Annotated in this window: 15 protein-coding genes, 1 tRNA gene and 1 pseudogene; 15 read left to right on the top strand and 2 right to left on the bottom strand. The window is 51.8% G+C overall.

All coding sequences use genetic code 11. The annotated features are described in order from the left end of the window. Positions 1-16: 16 nt before the first annotated feature. The 4 genes from dsbC (at position 17) to lysS (ending at position 5199) form a co-directional block, all read left to right on the top strand. Complete coding sequence (dsbC, locus tag ACLJRH_RS09470) at positions 17-730, top strand: bifunctional protein-disulfide isomerase/oxidoreductase DsbC (protein WP_000745614.1); 714 nt, start codon at positions 17-19, stop codon at positions 728-730. 5 nt (positions 731-735) lie between these two features. Beyond that, the gene (gene recJ, locus ACLJRH_RS09465; RefSeq protein WP_000813387.1) at positions 736-2469 is read left to right on the top strand and encodes a single-stranded-DNA-specific exonuclease RecJ; all 1734 of its coding nucleotides are present in this window, start codon (positions 736-738) and stop codon (positions 2467-2469) included. 104 nt (positions 2470-2573) lie between these two features. Further along, positions 2574-3672 (top strand): peptide chain release factor 2 gene (gene prfB / locus ACLJRH_RS09460; RefSeq protein ID WP_010989230.1). Its coding sequence is split into 2 segments (ribosomal slippage): positions 2574-2648 and positions 2650-3672, totalling 1098 coding nucleotides; the frame shifts between segments, so codons are not numbered across the junction. 9 nt (positions 3673-3681) lie between these two features. After that, on the top strand, positions 3682-5199 hold the full coding sequence (gene lysS, locus ACLJRH_RS09455) for a lysine--tRNA ligase (RefSeq protein ID WP_000003339.1): 1518 nt from the start codon (positions 3682-3684) through the stop codon (positions 5197-5199). Positions 5200-5274: 75 nt separating this feature from the next. On the opposite strand, the gene idi is transcribed toward lysS, so the two are convergent. Then, a complete protein-coding gene (idi, locus tag ACLJRH_RS09450) occupies positions 5275-5820 on the bottom strand; it encodes an isopentenyl-diphosphate Delta-isomerase (RefSeq protein WP_000133994.1) in 546 nt (181 codons plus the stop codon). Positions 5821-6084: 264 nt separating this feature from the next. Here idi and actS point away from each other — a divergent pair, with 264 nt between their 5' ends. Together actS and ACLJRH_RS09440 are read left to right on the top strand one after the other, a co-directional pair. After that, positions 6085-6843, top strand: coding sequence for an amidase activator ActS (gene actS, locus ACLJRH_RS09445; RefSeq protein ID WP_000244328.1), 759 nt, complete (start codon positions 6085-6087; stop codon positions 6841-6843). A gap of 79 nt (positions 6844-6922) precedes the next feature. After that, positions 6923-6996: transfer RNA gene (locus ACLJRH_RS09440), tRNA-Gly, on the top strand. Positions 6997-7120: 124 nt separating this feature from the next. Here ACLJRH_RS09440 and ACLJRH_RS09435 read toward each other — a convergent pair. Next, positions 7121-7927: a DUF1460 domain-containing protein gene (locus ACLJRH_RS09435; RefSeq protein ID WP_077909908.1), complete on the bottom strand. Its 807-nt coding sequence runs from the start codon at positions 7925-7927 to the stop codon at positions 7121-7123. Positions 7928-8117: 190 nt separating this feature from the next. Between ACLJRH_RS09435 and vapC the strand changes: the two are divergent. From vapC to ACLJRH_RS09390, 9 genes and pseudogenes are all read left to right on the top strand, one after another. Continuing rightward, positions 8118-8288: pseudogene (vapC, locus tag ACLJRH_RS09430) on the top strand (tRNA(fMet)-specific endonuclease VapC); the annotation flags it as partial. An 803-nt stretch (positions 8289-9091) separates the two neighbouring features. Beyond that, the gene (locus ACLJRH_RS09425; RefSeq protein WP_023136670.1) at positions 9092-9628 is read left to right on the top strand and encodes an STM3031 family outer membrane protein; all 537 of its coding nucleotides are present in this window, start codon (positions 9092-9094) and stop codon (positions 9626-9628) included. A 46-nt stretch (positions 9629-9674) separates the two neighbouring features. Then, positions 9675-10307, top strand: coding sequence for a YfdX family protein (locus ACLJRH_RS09420; RefSeq protein ID WP_000835269.1), 633 nt, complete (start codon positions 9675-9677; stop codon positions 10305-10307). Positions 10308-11025: 718 nt separating this feature from the next. Next, positions 11026-11613 (top strand): fimbrial protein, encoded by a 588-nt coding sequence (locus ACLJRH_RS09415; RefSeq protein WP_001244645.1) that lies wholly within the window; start codon positions 11026-11028, stop codon positions 11611-11613. Positions 11614-11732: 119 nt separating this feature from the next. Then, the gene (gene stdB / locus ACLJRH_RS09410; protein ID WP_023136669.1) at positions 11733-14222 is read left to right on the top strand and encodes a fimbrial outer membrane usher protein StdB; all 2490 of its coding nucleotides are present in this window, start codon (positions 11733-11735) and stop codon (positions 14220-14222) included. 40 nt (positions 14223-14262) lie between these two features. Next, positions 14263-15006 carry a fimbrial biogenesis chaperone StdC gene (gene stdC, locus ACLJRH_RS09405; RefSeq protein ID WP_000798491.1) on the top strand — a complete coding sequence of 248 codons (744 nt, stop codon included), beginning with the start codon at positions 14263-14265 and terminating at the stop codon, positions 15004-15006. Then, a complete protein-coding gene (locus ACLJRH_RS09400) occupies positions 15003-16085 on the top strand; it encodes a fimbrial protein (RefSeq protein WP_023223211.1) in 1083 nt (360 codons plus the stop codon). Before stdC ends, ACLJRH_RS09400 begins: the two co-directional genes overlap by 4 nt. Before the next feature lie 108 nt (positions 16086-16193). Then, entirely contained in the window at positions 16194-16700 is a 507-nt protein-coding gene (locus ACLJRH_RS09395) for a CaiF/GrlA family transcriptional regulator (protein ID WP_000093332.1), read from the top strand. Continuing rightward, positions 16687-17445 (top strand): hypothetical protein, encoded by a 759-nt coding sequence (locus ACLJRH_RS09390; protein ID WP_023136668.1) that lies wholly within the window; start codon positions 16687-16689, stop codon positions 17443-17445. The genes ACLJRH_RS09395 and ACLJRH_RS09390 overlap by 14 nt, the downstream gene beginning before the upstream one ends. The last annotated feature ends 134 nt before the right edge of the window (positions 17446-17579 follow it).

The raw sequence follows: 17579 nt of genomic DNA, 5'->3' as shown, positions 1-17579 counted from the left end.
CAGGAAAGGATAGTTTATGAAAAAGCGTTTTATGATGTTCACTTTACTGGCGGCGGCGTTTTCAGGCGTGGCCCATGCGGATGATGCGGCTATCCGTCAGTCGCTGGCTAAGCTGGGCGTTCAGAGTACGGAAATTCAGGCCTCTCCAGTGGCAGGAATGAAAACCGTCCTCACTCACAGCGGCGTACTGTACGTCACTGACGACGGCAAACATATTATTCAAGGGCCGATGTATGACGTGAGCGGCGCGCATCCGGTAAACGTGACGAACAAACTGCTGATGAGCCAGCTAAATGCGCTGGAAAAAGAGATGATCGTCTATAAAGCGCCGGATGAGAAACATGTCATTACTGTTTTTACCGATATCACCTGCGGCTATTGTCATAAGCTACATGAAGAGATGAAAGATTATAACGCGCTGGGGATCACGGTACGTTATCTGGCCTTCCCGCGCCAGGGGCTGGAAAGCCAGGCGGAGCAGGATATGAAATCTATCTGGTGCGCCAAAGACAAAAACAAAGCGTTTGATGACGCCATGGCAGGTAAGGGCGTGAAACCGGCAAGCTGTGACGTGAACATTGCTGATCATTATGCGTTGGGCGTGCAGTTGGGCGTTAGCGGTACGCCAGCCATTGTATTGAGTAACGGCTATGTGGTGCCTGGCTATCAGGGACCGAAAGAGATGAAAGCGTTTCTTGATGAGCATCAAAAACAGACCAGTGGTAAATAATACGCGTGAAACAACAGAGACAACTTCGTCGGCGCGAGGCTGATGAGACGGCGGAACTCCCCGCCGATCTTCCTCCATTACTACGACGTTTATATGCCAGCCGGGGCGTTCGTAGCGCCCGCGAACTGGAGCGCAGCGTGAAAGGAATGCTGCCCTGGCAACAGCTTAGCGGCATAGATAACGCGGTGGAGATCCTCTACAACGCCTTTCGCGAAGGTATCCGCATTATTGTTGTTGGCGATTTTGACGCCGACGGCGCGACCAGTACTGCGCTAAGCGTATTGGGAATGCGTGCGTTGGGATGTGACAACATCAGTTATCTGGTGCCTAATCGCTTTGAGGACGGCTACGGTTTAAGCCCGGAAGTGGTCGATCAGGCGAAGGCGCGCGGCGCGCAGCTTATCGTCACCGTAGACAACGGCATTTCATCCCACGCTGGCGTAGCGCATGCAAAGACGTTGGGGATTCCGGTGATCGTGACCGATCACCACCTGCCTGGCGACACGTTGCCGGATGCCGAAGCGATTATTAATCCCAATCTGCGCGACTGCGAATTCCCGTCTAAGTCGCTGGCGGGCGTCGGCGTGGCGTTTTACCTGATGCTGGCGTTGCGAACATTTTTGCGCGACAAAGGATGGTTCGACGAGCGCAACATCGCGCCGCCGAATCTGGCGGAGCTGTTGGATTTAGTGGCGTTGGGAACGGTAGCAGACGTTGTGCCGCTGGACGCTAACAACCGTATTCTGACCTGGCAAGGGCTAAGTCGTATTCGTGCCGGGAAATGCCGTCCGGGAATTAAAGCGTTGCTGGAGATATCGAATCGCGATCCGCAGCAGCTTGCCGCCAGTGATTTAGGCTTCGCGTTGGGGCCTCGCCTGAATGCCGCCGGCAGGCTGGATGATATGTCCGTTGGCGTGGCGTTACTGTTGTGCGACAACCTCGGCGAAGCGCGTGTTCTGGCCAGCGAGCTGGATGCGCTTAACCAGACGCGCAAAGAAATAGAGCAGGGGATGCAGGCGGAAGCGCTTATCCTGTGCGAAAAGCTTGAGCGCAGTAGTGAAACGCTTCCGGGCGGTCTGGCGATGTATCATCCTGAATGGCATCAGGGCGTGGTCGGAATTCTGGCGTCGCGCATTAAAGAGCGTTTTCACCGCCCGGTGATCGCCTTTGCGCCTGCGGGCGACGGCACGCTAAAAGGCTCAGGCCGTTCGATTCAGGGGTTGCATATGCGCGATGCGCTGGAAAGGCTGGATACGCTTTACCCTGATCTGATGATCAAGTTCGGCGGTCATGCGATGGCGGCGGGATTGTCGCTGGAAGAGCATAAATTCGAGCAGTTTCAGCAACGTTTTGGCGAGCTGGTAACGGAATGGCTCGATCCTGCCCTGTTGCAAGGCGAGGTGATCTCCGATGGTCCATTAAGCGCGGCGGAGATGTCTATGGAAGTGGCGCAACTGTTGCGGGATGCCGGACCGTGGGGGCAAATGTTCCCGGAGCCGTTATTCGATGGTCGTTTCCGTCTGCTACAGCAGCGTCTGGTGGGCGAGCGCCACCTCAAGGTGATGGTGGAGCCCGTCGGCGGCGGCCCGCTGTTGGATGGCATCGCATTTAATATTGATACGACCTGTTGGCCGGATAACGGCGTGCGGGAGGTAGAACTGGCTTATAAACTGGACATTAACGAGTTTCGCGGCAACCGTAGTTTACAGATTATTATCGATGATATTTGGCCGCTATGATCGGGGCGATTTAACAACACTTTCGCTGTAATTAAGGGGCGAAATCCGCTAATATTTCGCCCTTATAACCGCATTTTGACAAGTCAAATAAAAGAAATCAGACCATGTTTGAAATTAACCCGGTGAATAACCGCATTCAGGACCTCACGGAACGCACCAACGTTCTTAGGGGGTATCTTTGACTACGATGCTAAGAAAGAGCGTCTGGAAGAAGTAAACGCCGAGCTGGAACAGCCGGATGTCTGGAACGAACCTGAGCGCGCGCAGGCGCTGGGAAAAGAGCGTTCATCGCTCGAAGCGATCGTCGATACGCTTGATCAAATGACTCAGGGGCTGGACGACGTTTCCGGGCTGCTGGAACTGGCGGTAGAAGCTGACGACGAAGAGACGTTTAACGAAGCCGTCGCGGAACTGAATACGCTGGAAGAGAAACTGGCGCAGTTGGAATTCCGTCGGATGTTCTCCGGCGAGTACGATAGCGCCGATTGCTATCTCGATATTCAGGCCGGTTCTGGTGGTACTGAAGCGCAGGACTGGGCCAGCATGTTGCTGCGTATGTATCTGCGTTGGGCGGAAGCGCGCGGCTTCAAGACGGAAGTCATTGAAGAGTCGGAAGGGGAAGTCGCCGGCATTAAGTCCGCGACTATCAAAATCTCCGGCGAATATGCCTATGGCTGGCTGCGCACTGAAACCGGCGTACATCGTCTGGTGCGTAAAAGCCCGTTCGACTCCGGCGGTCGCCGTCATACCTCGTTTAGCTCCGCGTTTGTGTACCCGGAAGTGGACGACGATATCGATATCGACATTAACCCGGCGGATCTGCGTATCGACGTCTATCGCGCGTCTGGCGCAGGCGGTCAGCACGTTAACCGTACGGAATCCGCCGTGCGTATCACCCATATTCCCACCGGAATCGTGACGCAGTGCCAGAACGACCGTTCGCAGCACAAAAACAAAGACCAGGCCATGAAGCAGATGAAAGCGAAGCTTTATGAACTGGAGATGCAGAAAAAGAACGCTGAAAAACAGGCGATGGAAGACACTAAGTCCGATATCGGCTGGGGAAGCCAGATTCGTTCCTATGTCCTGGACGATTCCCGCATTAAAGACCTGCGTACTGGGGTGGAAACCCGCAATACACAGGCGGTACTGGACGGTAGTCTGGATCAATTTATCGAAGCAAGTTTGAAAGCAGGGCTATGAGGAATCAACATGTCTGAACAAAACGCACAGGGCGCTGACGAGGTAGTCGATCTTAACAATGAAATGAAGGCACGTCGCGAGAAGCTGGCTGCACTGCGTGAGCAGGGTATCCCGTTCCCGAACGATTTCCGTCGTGACCGTACCTCAGACCAACTGCACGCAGAGTTTGACGCGAAAGAAGCTGAAGAACTGGAAGCGCTGAATATTGAAGTGTCCGTCGCGGGCCGTATGATGACTCGCCGTATTATGGGTAAAGCCTCTTTTGTTACCCTGCAAGACGTAGGCGGCCGCATTCAGCTGTATGTGGCGCGCGATGATCTGCCGGAAGGCGTTTACAACGAGCAGTTCAAGAAGTGGGATCTTGGCGATATCCTCGGCGCGAAAGGTAAGCTGTTCAAAACCAAAACCGGCGAGCTGTCTATCCACTGCACCGAACTGCGCCTGCTGACGAAAGCGCTGCGTCCGTTGCCGGATAAATTCCACGGCCTGCAGGACCAGGAAGCGCGCTATCGCCAGCGTTATCTGGATCTCATCTCTAACGATGAATCCCGTAACACCTTCAAAACCCGTTCGAAGATCCTGGCCGGTATTCGCCAGTTTATGGTTGCTCGCGGCTTTATGGAAGTCGAAACGCCGATGATGCAGGTGATCCCAGGCGGCGCGTCTGCCCGTCCGTTTATCACCCATCACAACGCGCTGGATCTGGACATGTACCTGCGTATCGCGCCGGAACTGTACCTCAAGCGTCTGGTGGTTGGCGGCTTCGAACGCGTATTCGAAATTAACCGTAACTTCCGTAACGAAGGCATCTCCGTGCGCCATAATCCTGAGTTCACCATGATGGAACTCTATATGGCGTATGCGGACTACAAAGACCTGATCGAGCTGACGGAGTCTCTGTTCCGTACGCTGGCGCAGGATGTTCTGGGCACCACCCAGGTTCCGTACGGTGATGAAGTGTTTGACTTCGGTAAGCCGTTCGAAAAACTGACCATGCGTGAAGCGATCAAGAAATATCGTCCGGAAACGGATATGGCTGATCTGGACAACTTCGACTCCGCGAAGGCGATTGCTGAAAGCATCGGCATTCACGTCGAGAAGAGCTGGGGTCTGGGCCGTATCGTCACTGAGATCTTTGACGAAGTCGCTGAAGCGCATCTGATTCAGCCGACCTTCATCACCGAATATCCGGCTGAAGTGTCTCCGCTGGCGCGTCGTAATGATGTGAACCCGGAAATCACTGACCGCTTCGAGTTCTTTATCGGCGGTCGTGAAATCGGTAATGGCTTTAGCGAGTTGAACGATGCGGAAGACCAGGCGCAGCGTTTCCTGGATCAGGTTAATGCAAAAGCGGCGGGCGATGACGAAGCCATGTTCTACGACGAAGACTACGTGACGGCGCTGGAACACGGTTTACCGCCGACAGCGGGTCTGGGAATTGGTATCGACCGTATGGTGATGCTGTTTACTAACAGCCACACGATTCGCGACGTTATTCTGTTCCCGGCGATGCGTCCGGTGAAATAAGATGTAAATTGCCGGATGGGGCATTAGCCGCCATCCGGCATCTCTTCGTTCAGACGTAGCGCCATCAGGCAATTTTTAACGCTGGCAGTAATTGAGCAGTCGTTCACGCGCTTGTTCGTCTGACGCTTGCATGACCATCCACGGGCTAAAGGCCCACGGCGTAGCGAGAAGGCTTTTCCATACGCTTTTAAATTCGCTCCACTGATAGTCCATCACCTCTTCGCTGTTAACCTGTAACACACTGGTTGCCCGCGCGGCAAATACCGGACAGACTTCATTTTCCACAATACCGTTTGGATCTGTCGCCCGATAGCTGAAGTGCGGATAGACGGGGGTGAGATCGGTAATTTCCACGCCGAGTTCGAACCGACAACGGCGGATGATCGCCTCTTCGGTGGTTTCGCCTTGTTGCGGATGACCGCAAACCGAATTCGTCCACACGCCTGGCCAGGCTTTTTTGCTCAGCGACCGTCGTGTTACCAGCAACTGACCATCTTCGTTAAATAGCCAGCAGGAGAAAGCCAGATGCAAAGGCGTATTAAGCGTATGAGCCGCATACTTTTCCAGTGTGCCGGAGGGCTTATCCTGCTCATCCAATAAAACGACATGTTCCTCAGTCATGAAAGCTCCTGAAAATTAAAATGACCCAGCAGCATGGCCAGGCCATATACTCAGACGATCAGCGTAGCGCATAACAGAAAGAAAGGCATTACCAAAACAGGCCCTGACAGAACGCAGACGAGCGCCATTGCGCCGTGAGTCGATATTATGCTGGCATATCGGATATTCGCGGCATCATCATCCGCGCGGACCCTTTCCGGCGTCAATGGATTGGGCATACGGCATTTGGCTGCTATCATAAGGCGTCTGTCAATAGAGTGAGGAATGGTTTTGAGCGCAGGACGCCTGAACAAAAATAGCCTGGGTATTGCGGTGCTGTTATGCACAGGGCTGCTGCTGGCGGGGTGTTCCAGTAATTCCGGCTCAGGAACGTATTCCGGCTCCGTCTATACCGTTAAGCGCGGCGATACGTTGTATCGTATATCGCGCGCCACGGGAACCAGCGTGAAAGAACTGGCCCGACTGAATGGCATTTCTCCGCCTTATACTATTGAGGTGGGGCAGCGAATTAAAGTGCGCGGCAGCGCAAAGAGTAGCAGTTCAACACGCAAAACCAGCAATAAAACAGCAACAAAAACTGCCGCGGTCAGACCGTCATCTTCGGTGCCAAAATCCTCCTGGCCGCCGGTGGGGCAGCGCTGTTGGGTATGGCCTGCCAACGGTAAAGTGATTTTACCTTATTCCACCGCAGAGGGCGGAAATAAGGGCATCGATATTGCGGGCGCGCGCGGAACGCCTGTTTATGCGGCGGGAGCGGGTAAAGTTGTCTATGTCGGGAACCAGCTGCGTGGTTACGGCAATCTCATCATGATTAAGCACAATGAAGATTACATTACGGCTTACGCTCATAATGACACCATGCTGGTTAATAATGGGCAAAGCGTTAAAGCGGGGCAAAAAATCGCTACGATGGGCAGCACGGATGCCGCATCCGTAAGGCTACACTTCCAGATTCGCTACCGGGCGACGGCCATCGATCCGCTGCGTTATCTGCCGCCGCAGGGGAGTAAACCGAAGTGCTGACGGCGAATTAATCGCCAGTCAGCCAGTAAGTCTCTTGCCAACCAGAACGTAAGGTTTATAATGCTTTACGCATCTCAAAGCGGGCGTAGTTCAATGGTAGAACGAGAGCTTCCCAAGCTCTATACGAGGGTTCGATTCCCTTCGCCCGCTCCAGACAAATATCTTCTAATATTTACTAACTCCACGAATTTACAGCAATTTTTCCTGTCGGCACCCACAGTGCACAGGGTTTCAATGCCTATGTCGGACGGCTCTGGCGACTCTGGTAATGACTTTATCATTCAGCTCGCAGCACAACGATGCCTGGTCTGGAATGCATGTATTCCATAAACGGTGTGTCCACCACTTTTCTGTTTGCGGCCAATGAGGAGGCGTTCCGAAACCACACCTGTTCATCATGGCGAACTACGATACCCACATGTGAAACGTCCAGCCCGTCAAGCGGGGAGTAGACACCGATATAGTCCCCATTTTTTAGGTGGTTCATGACCTGCTGGTTGATGGCTCTTCCGGGAATATAATTTATTTTACGAGGATGGATGCCCAGACCAGGAATGTACTCGCCGCCATCAGGTTTATGGTTAAGCTGCTTGTCAACAATGATATAATCAGGGCTGATATACGGCGTTACATCCCGTGCATTACGCGGTACTGCGGCGAACCAGTCAGAGAAGAAGTGCCGGCGGCTGAGATAAGCAACTTTGCCTGCGGCGTAGCGAGTCCTGGCAAGATTATGCAGAAACGATTTCTGATTATCGCTGCGGGCCAGGGCCTCAACGTAATCAGCCAGGGTAAAGCAGTCCACGCCGTTGAAATTCGCTACAAGGACTTCGGGTGTGCCGGGCCCACCGATGAGCGTATTTGCCTGATAAGGTGTTCCGAGAAAAGCAGACGATACGCGGCTGATAACTTCTCCATGGTTTTCGCCTTTATAAGGAATGACATCCGACTGGATAATCCGGCTTACTTTTTCTGCCGTAACGCTGTCCATGCTGGTCTGATATTTTTCTGTGCCAGGGACGGTACAGGCCGTCAGATGCGCCGACATAAGCAAAATTGTCCATGTATTTACCTTCATTATCATCTCCGGAAAGGTTCAAATCCCTTTTTTACCTTTACCGGAAATGGTTGTGATGGATACAGAAAAACGCCAGAGGTTGATTACAGGTTGAGTAATATGAACGCTGATGATGATAAATGTGAAGATCATCATACGACTTTATTCGCAGTTGTTTTTTGCCTGATCGTCAAAGCCAACATGCCCCTTCAGGCTGGCGATACATACCGGTCAAATCCGTGCCGAACTGGCCCGCAAGGGAACACCTGTCGGGCCTTATGACCAGATGATTGCTGGCCATGCCCGTAGCCGCGGACTGGTCGTCGTCACAAACAATCTCCGCGAGTTTGAACGCATTCCGGGTATCCGAATCGAAGACTGGTGCTAATTTCTGCATCAGATGTTATCCCCGGATTCAAACTCTTTTCCGGATTTAGTGGCACAGTCAGTTTGGTTACCTGCTTAATGGTGGTTTGCATCACATTTTTAGCTGGTGGTATTTTTTTATGTTGACTGGAGATACCTGCCAACAGCATAACTTTTACGGCCAGATAATAAATAAAAGAGTACCAAAATGTCGTATTCTGACATGTTTACGAAGGGAGTACCGCTCCCTTCTTTTTTTGTTTCCTGGATACTCACTGAACAATGCCGTTACTGCCCGATAACTGCCGCATCCCCTCTCCATAGCCGTTTCCTGCAACTAAGTCACAGACGTTGGTTTACCAGGCCGATATGACTTCTTTCCCGTTATATACCCTTCATACTTCAAGTGGCTTATGTGTTGACTACGGATTACTCGGCCCATCATGGGCCTCGCCCTGACGGGCCGTCGCACGCGACGTTCAAATCTGCTCCCGGCAGATTTGTCGCTCACCCCAGTCACAGAGTTATCTATGCTCCTGGGGACTCACTCCCTTGCCGCCTTTAAGCAACTCAAATTATTTTGGGTATATATCAGTGAACTTCTATTTTTGTCAGTTTTTATTTTTCAGTTTATTTATTATTAAATACTGTTTCTGGCCTGGATATATTTTCGTGAATAGCCTCCCGACAGCCGCAGACAAAGATATTTGCTGGCGTAACAGCGCTCATAATTTAAAAGATTTATTTATAGTTTGTTATCACGGAAAGATTTTAACTTAATACATGCCAGTAAGGCATCAGGTAAAAATAACCGGAGAGAAGAAGATGAACAAAATGCTATTAGCCGGAAGTGCCGGTATTGTTCTGCTGTCTGCTGCAGCCAGTCCGGTATGGGCAGACGATAATGCCAGTACATTTTCGCTTGGATACGCCCAGTCCCATACTAATCACGCCGGGACGTTGCGTGGGGTTCGGCTGGCAAACAACTATGAAATGTCACCGGACTGGGGGCTGACAACCTCATTTGCCTGGCTAAATGGAAGCCAGCGCTATTCCGATGAAAGCAGTAATGGTCGTGTAACAACCCGTTATTACTCCCTGCTTGCAGGCCCTTCATGGAAAATAAATAACCAGTTAAGCCTGTATAGTCAAGTGGGCCCCGTATTATTGCATCAGCGTGATCACGGAATAGATAAGTCTGACAGTAAGGTCGGATATGGTTATTCTGCAGGCGTGGCTTATACCCCGGTCAGTAATGTCGCTATAAATCTGGGTTATGAGGGTGCGGATTTTGATGCTACCCATAACAGCGGAAGCCTTAATAGCAACGGCTTTAATCTTGGCGTGGGTTACCGGTTCTGAATAGGATAATTCGATAAAAAATGTTACTTTGTGGAGATGATGGATTATGAAAAGCCATATTATGCCAGGCGTTGCGCTGATGGTTATCCTGTTTTCAGGAAATGTTATGGCCGCAACAAACATGACTGATAATGTTACTCTGAATAATGACAAGATATCCGGACAGGCCTGGCAGGCCATGCGTGATATCGGAATGTCGCGATTCGAGTTGTTTAATGGTCGAACCCAAAAGGCGGAACAACTGGCTGCGCAAGCAGAAAAACTCCTGAACGATGACAGCACTGACTGGAACCTGTATGTCAAATCAGATAAAAAAGCCCCAGTTGAAGGAGACCGCTATATTCGGATAAATTCATCGATTACGGTAGCCGAAGATTATCTCCCTGCGGGGCAGAAAAATGATGCTATTAATAAAGCAAACCAGAAAATGAAAGAAGGAGATAAAAAAGGGACTATAGAGGCCCTGAAACTAGCAGGCGTCAGTATGATTGAAAATCAGGAACTCATTCCTCTTCAGCAAACCCGTAAGGATGTGACCACAGCGCTTTCCTTGATGAACGAAGGAAAATACTATCAGGCAGGTCTGATACTGAAATCAGCTCAGGATGGCATAATTGTGGATTCTCAGTCAGTTCAGGAATTACCCACGGCCCCCGTGCAGCACGATTCCGCGCATTAATATCCCCCAGCCTGCTGTATATATTACAGCAGGCAGCATTATGTCTGACAGCTATTACCAGTTTGTTCTTTGCTGTCGGCATTGTTTTTAAATTTCATCCGTGAAGTTCAGTAATGTCAGGGTACCTGCATTCATATCTATTGTGATGCTCATCACAAATACAGAAGAATATCATTTCATTTATTATTTTTTATCCCTTCCGCTTATGATGGTTCATAATGATTTATTAAGTTAATGTTTTGGAATTAAATGCCTTTTACTTGCGTTATATCTAGTTTTTTATGCTACCAGTAGTTTTATTGTTATATATGGTTAGTATTATGTTTTGTAAATATCCAGTGTGATGGAAAAGCAAAACATACATTCCCGATAACATATTACAAAATATTTCATGTCCGCTGCGAATATCTGTCTGTTAGGTATTCATCCGCTTATAATTACATTAAAAAGTATTTCTTTGATGATTATTCTTAAATTACGATCATAATCATCGATCGTATCGATCTATTTTTATTGTTTTAATTTGAATAAGAATTTTCTTACAACTGATTAGGCATTAGCTGAAATCAATATTTTTCGATGGAAAGTTCAGGTGCTTCGTTTAACACCAGGCGTTTATTATTCATACGAATCTTTTCTGAACGCTTTCATTAATACCCTCAGATTTGTTTTCAGCCTTTGCAAAATAATTCTCATTCACCCAAAGGACATATTATCTATGCGTAATAAAATAATACTTGCCATGGCGGCTGCCGGTATGATGTATGGCGCTTCTGTATATGCAGTCGATCCACCAACAGCAGGCCCGTTCGGCTCAGGTAAAATTACCTTTACTGGCACCATCACCAACTCCCCCTGTGATATCGCACCGGGCGACGATGCGATCACCGTTCCGTTTGGACAGATTTCTTACCGTAAACTGAATACCGCCGACGCAACCACGGACTCAAAACCGTTCACCATTCATCTGCAGAACTGTGCTTTCGATCCGAATGATGCAGGTTCAAATCCTGCTGGCTCCGCAGGGAAAATGTCTAAAGTAACCGTCTCTTTCAGTGGCACAGCTGATACCTCAGGTAAAGCTTACGTCAGCACCGGCAGTGCCCAGCATGTTGGTGTGCAGCTTCTGAAAAGTGACAATACCTCACTGATTACACCCAATACCCCGATGCCGGATGGCGAAGCTCAGCAACTGCAAGCCGGGAATAACGAACTTAACTTCTTTGCCCGCCTGATAGCCCTGACAAATGCCGCAACTCCTGGCGATGTTAACGCATCTGTCACCTACACCCTGAAATACCTGTGATTTTACGCGGTAAATAACGACAGGGAGAAGCCGTCCACGGAGGGGTTCGGACGGCTTTTATATCTGACCATGCCTGCGGGCTGTCTGTTACACGGACGACAACACGAAAGCGCCATGCCATGAAAATTACCCGGCTTGCCATTCTGATTACCCTGACATTTTCCGTCCTGAAGTCGCAGGCCACGGAGTTCAATGCCAGCCTGCTGGACAGCGGGAACCTGTCTAACGTGGACCTCACGGCCTTCAGCCGCGAGGGGTATGTGGCGCCCGGTAACTATATTCTCGATATCTGGCTCAATGACCAGCCGGTACGGGAACAGTATCCGGTCAGAGTTGTACCGGTTGCCGGACGCGACGCGGCCGTCATCTGTGTGACAACAGACATGGTGGCCATGCTGGGTCTTAAGGATAAGATTATTCATGGCCTGAAACCCGTTACCGGTATCCCGGACGGGCAATGCCTTGAGCTGCGCTCCGCTGACAGTCAGGTACGGTACAGCGCTGAAAATCAGCGTCTGACCTTCATTATTCCCCAGGCCTGGATGCGATATCAGGACCCGGACTGGGTCCCCCCTTCACGCTGGAGCGACGGCGTCACCGCCGGCCTGCTCGATTACAACCTGATGGTCAACCGCTATATGCCGCAGCAGGGGGAAACCTCTACCAGCTACAGCCTCTACGGCACCGCCGGGTTTAATCTCGGCGCCTGGCGGTTGCGGAGCGATTACCAGTACAGCCGTTTTGACAGTGGGCAGGGCGCATCACAGTCCGATTTTTATCTGCCGCAGACGTATCTGTTCCGTGCCCTGCCAGCACTGCGCTCAAAACTGACGCTCGGACAGACGTACCTCAGCTCCGCTATTTTTGACTCCTTCCGCTTTGCCGGGCTCACTTTGGCCAGCGATGAGCGCATGCTGCCGCCCTCTCTTCAGGGGTATGCCCCGAAAATCAGCGGCATTGCGAACAGTAATGCACAGGTTACCGTCAGCCAGAATGGCCGCATTCTGTACCAGACCCGGGTGTCGCCGGGGCCTTTTGAGCTTCCCGACCTGAGCCAGAATATCAGCGGCAACCTGGATGTCAGCGTCCGGGAAAGCGACGGTAGCGTCCGGACCTGGCAGGTCAACACGGCCAGCGTCCCCTTTATGGCACGCCAGGGACAGGTTCGCTATAAGGTGGCCGCCGGACGTCCGCTGTACGGCGGGACGCATAACAACAGCACGGTCAGCCCTGACTTTCTGCTCGGGGAGGCCACCTGGGGAGCATTTAACAACACGTCGCTGTATGGCGGCCTCATTGCCTCCACCGGCGACTACCAGTCCGCGGCGCTCGGGATCGGCCAGAATATGGGGCTGCTGGGCGCTCTGTCTGCGGACGTCACCCGCTCAGATGCGCGGTTGCCACATGGGCAGAAGCAGTCCGGTTACAGCTACCGTATCAACTATGCCAAAACGTTTGATAAGACCGGCAGTACCCTGGCGTTCGTCGGATACCGCTTCTCGGACCGCCATTTTCTGTCCATGCCGGAGTACCTGCAGCGTCGGGACACCGACGGCGGCGATGCATGGCATGAAAAACAAAGCTACACCGTGACTTACAGCCAGTCCGTTCCGGTACTCAATATGAGCGCGGCCCTCTCGGTAAGCCGGCTCAATTACTGGAATGCGCAGTCCAACAATAACTACATGCTCAGCTTCAACAAAGTGTTCAGTCTCGGCGAGCTTCAGGGGCTCTCGGCCTCGGTGTCGTTTGCCCGTAACCAGTACACCGGCGGGGGGAGCCAGAACCAGGTCTACGCCACCATCAGTATCCCGTGGGGCGACAGCCGCCAGGTGAGCTACAGCGTGCAGAAGGATAACCGGGGTGGCCTGCAGCAGACCGTGAATTACAGCGATTTCCATAACCCGGACACCACATGGAACATCAGCGCTGGTCATAACCGCTATGACACCGGCAGTAACAGCAGCTTTAGCGGCAGCGTGCAGAGCCGTCTACCGTGGGGCCAGGCGGCAGCGGACGCCACCCTGCAGCCCGGACAGTACCGCAGCCTGGGCCTGAGCTGGTACGGCTCGGTGACCGCCACCGCCCACGGCGCCGCTTTCAGCCAGTCGATGGCCGGGAATGAGCCCCGCATGATGATAGATACCGGAGACGTGGCCGGTGTGCCGGTGAACGGCAACAGCGGGGTGACCAACCGCTTCGGGGTGGGCGTGGTGAGCGCCGGCAGCAGCTATCGGCGCAGCGATATTTCGGTTGATGTGGCCGCCCTGCCGGAGGACGTGGACGTCAGCAGCTCCGTCATCAGCCAGGTGCTGACGGAGGGCGCGGTGGGCTACCGGAAGATTGACGCCAGCCAGGGGGAGCAGGTGCTCGGTCATATCCGGCTGGCTGATGGCGCCAGTCCACCGTTTGGCGCTCTGGTAGTGTCCGGGAAAAGCGGCAGAACCGCGGGGATGGTCGGAGATGACGGTCTGGCCTACCTGACAGGCCTCAGCGGGGAAGACCGCCGGACCCTGAACGTGTCCTGGGATGGCCGGGTGCAGTGCAGACTCACCCTGCCGGAAACGGTGACACTCAGTCGGGGGCCGCTGTTACTGCCCTGCAGATAAAAATATCCCTGTCACAGAGCAGGACTAACGGAGAAAACAGGTGAAAAACAGCAGAAGAAGCCGTGTGATTTTACTCGCGCTGGCGGCAGCATGGAGCCAGTGCAGCCCGGCGGCCGTCAATGTCGACCGGACCCGTATTATCATGGATGCGCCGCAGAAAACGGTGGCCATCACGCTGAATAACGATGACAAAACCACGCCGTTCCTGGCGCAGTCCTGGGTGACGGATGCTGACGGGGTGAGAACGGATGCGCTGATGGCGCTGCCGCCGCTGCAGCGTATTGATGCCGGACAGAAATCCCAGGTCCGCATCACCCAGGTTCGTGGGCTGACAGATAAGCTCCCTCAGGACAGGGAAACGCTGTTCTGGTTTAACGTGCGGGGCGTTCCCCCGAAGCCGGAAGACGACAACGTCCTGCAGCTGGCCATGCAGAGCCAGCTGAAACTGTTTTACCGTCCGAAAGCCATTATCAGAAGCAGCAATGACCAGCCGGAAAGAAAGCTGACCGCTGAGCGGAATGCGGGACACCTGACCCTCAGAAACCCGACGCCGTACTACATCACTGTGGCGTGGCTGGGAGCAGACCGTAGCCACAGGCTCAGCGGTTTCCGCGAGGGCGTGATGGTGCCGCCCCTGGGGAGCCTGCCTTTAAAGGCTGTTCTGCCGGCAGAAACCCGGACGCTGTGGGTGGGGTATATTGATGATTACGGTGGACTGCAGATGAACCGCTACGCCTGCGATGCCCTGAACTGCGCGTTTAAGGACGCAGGGGCGACATCATGACAGGACGATTATTCAATATGAAATCACTGATACTGTCAGGTGTGTTTCTTTTCTTTGCTGTCTGTGATTCTGCGAGGGCAAACTATGACTGGTCAAAATGTGATGCCAATGGAAATGTAAATATTCAGAATATCAGTCTGAAGGGAGGACAATATTTACAAGGGCAGGAACTGCAGAAGATTACCGTTCCCATAAGTTATACCTGTACTACAACATGGAGCAGTTTTAATTCACTTGTTTACTCTACAGCAGTTTCGCTTTCCGATATGAGACAGGTAGCCACTGCGCTAAAAGATCGCGGTCTTGGAATGGATATCGTTGTTCAGGAAGGGAGCTTGACTCCCGTGACATTTACGTGGAGGGATATACAGGCAGGGTTTTCAGGCTGGTCCAGTTCAAAAGCATTCGGGCAACGTATGGAAGCGCAAAAAACATATAACCGGAGCGTAACGATTACAGTACATATTTTTGTCGAACAGGTTTTCAATAATAATTTTTTGGACATAAACATTCCGGGAAGTAAAATTAATATATATCCCTATAGCCCGTCACAACCCGGACTGTCTGTTGAACCACCGACTGTTCCATTCAGACCTTTAACTGTTTCTGCGTTTAATCTCAGGTTTATTCCTGACAACTCAGGCAAGGTTATTATCTCTCCTTCTAATACTATCAATATGGGGCGTTTTTATACGGAATATAAGGAAACCCTGGTGCCCAGGGAAGTACCTTTCACCGTTACAGCACAACAGAATGTCGGAACGCAGATCCCATTCGTCGCCCCACTGGCTATAGAGTTCAGGACCAACGGTCTGACACTGGCAGATGCTGACAGCACCGTGATTCTTAAGAATAATAAACAAGAAAACAATGGTTTCAGACTGTCGGTAATGGATGTGGATAATAACACACCAGTTAAATTTAATGTGAAAACAGATATGGGATCTATCCATCTTGATAACGGTGCCGGTGGCAGAATTATAAAACAGTATAAAGCAAAGGTCGAAGCTATACCCGGTGCGGTAATTAAAACAGGTGCTTTTTCAGCCGCAATGACAGTGATTGTTACTTACAATTAGCAGGATTAAATACCATTTCCTGATAGTTAATTAAAAAATAGCTATAAATTTATCTTTATGATTATTTTTTCTTCTCGGTCTTTTTCACTAAAAAAACGGAGAGTTTGCATGTCTTCTGATAAATCAAAAGGGAAGATAGTTTTTTCAGGTAACGATATTCATTATCCCGGACAGACCAACCATGATGCCTGTTTTATTCCGGTAAGTGTCCGCCAGTATGCCGGCGAGCCCCTGTATATCATCGTGGCACACTGGTGCCTGTTGCAGCAGAACTGGGTTCAGCGTAACCAGATAGCAGAGGCGTTTCACATCACGGCCAGACGGGCCAGCTACCTGATTGCCTATCTGCGAAGCAAAACATCGCGGGTGGTCAGCATCTGCCGTCACCAGACCCTGCCCAATAAAGCACGACGCTATGAGATTTATGTTATCCGGGTTCTTGACAGTCCCACCCCGTCCACGCGCCGTGAAAAAGCCGGACCGCCGCTGGTATCAAAACGCCGGGTCGGTAATGGTGACAGGTCGATGGCAAATGAACTGTGGAACCGGCTGTGCAGTAACAGAAATGCGGGGAAAATCCTGAAAAAGAAGGAGGATGAGGATGACGGAACATAACCGGATGCCGGCCCGGCAGATTATCGTTTACGGTGACTGCTGGCCGGTGACGATCGCCGTGGCACACCTGGTCCGGAGATTTCTGCCGAGCTGCAACTGTGAAACCGCATACAGGCTGCCTGTTCTGTTGCAGCAATTACGTCGGAAACCGGAGGCCATACTGATACTATGTCTGCGTCCCCGTGAACATCTCTTTTTGTTCTATTCCCTGAGACAGATACTGCCGGACTACCCGGTTATGATTATCAGCGATGAGCTGTTTTTCAGCGACCGGGTGGTACTGAAGGTATACGGCGGCATCCCGGCGCTGCTGGAGCAGGAACTGGCGGAGATACTTATCCGGGGGCGGCGGGGTGAACAGTGGGCCGGGGGCGCACGCCTGCGCAGGACAGGAGAGCTGGACGCCTTTTTGTTATCTCCGGCTCCGGTGACGGGCTTTCTGGAAGTGCCACCGATATTTAACAATCCGAAGCGGTTGATGAACTATATGGACCAGTTGATGCACCGGGAGATACTGGCATGCGGAGTGAGCCTGGCCCAGTTACGCTTGCTTCAGGAAGTTTACCGTGGACGGGGAAGGTTGTCAGCGTTGTGTGGAAGGCTGAATACGCAGGAGAAGCAAATCTGGCAGGACAAATACCGGTTACTGGTGAAGTTGGGAATGCGGAACCGATTACGGGAACTGCTGTTTGGTACCCGGTTTTGTAAATCACTGCAGCGAACTCCGTTTATCGCTCCGCAATAACCCGCCTCCGGCGACTCTATCCAGAAACCCTGAAACGCCGGCTAAACCCGGTGGCGGTGGGGCATGTTTTGCCTGTGGTGTAGTGGAGTAAAATACAGAATTCAGGCGGGATGCTGAATGTATGACCTTTCATA

This window comes from Salmonella sp. SAL04162 (genome assembly GCF_046551535.1).
GTDB classification, from domain to species: Bacteria; Pseudomonadota; Gammaproteobacteria; order Enterobacterales; family Enterobacteriaceae; genus Salmonella; species Salmonella enterica.
Note: the sequence above shows the minus strand (reverse complement) of the source record. Positions and strands in the feature narration are given on the sequence as shown.